Below are 319 nucleotides of genomic sequence, written 5' to 3'. Positions count from 1 at the left end.
GTTACCCCGCAGTCGTCTGTGGTGCCGGTGTATTCGTCGGTGACCGGAGAGTTGATGGACACGGGGGAGTGGGGCGCGGAGTACTGGTACCGGAATCTTCGGAATACGGTGTTGTTTGAGAAGGCTCTTACGGCTGCTTTGGATGCCGGTGCCAGCATGGTGGTTGAGGTCGGTCCGCATCCGGTGTTGCTTCCCGCGGTCCAGGACATTGTGGAACAGCGCGAGGACACTGCGACGGCGGTGGGCACGTTGCGTCGTGGTGAGGGAAACCTCCACCAGATGGTGTCGGCCGTGGCACAGGTGTATGCGCACGGCGTGG

1 protein-coding gene is annotated in these 319 nt (G+C 62.4%); it reads left to right on the top strand.

Features of this window, described 5'->3' with window-relative positions; all coding sequences use genetic code 11:
* Positions 1–54: 54 nt before the first annotated feature.
* Positions 55–319 (top strand): acyltransferase domain-containing protein (locus O5O46_RS35195; protein ID WP_269859760.1); only part of this gene is annotated, 265 nt, incomplete at its 3' end.

Source organism: Streptomyces sp. RPT161 (genome assembly GCF_027533845.1).
GTDB lineage: Bacteria > Actinomycetota > Actinomycetes > Streptomycetales > Streptomycetaceae > Streptantibioticus_A > Streptantibioticus_A silvisoli_A.
The sequence above is the reverse complement of the archived record's forward strand: the minus strand, read 5'-3'. Positions and strand labels throughout refer to the sequence as shown.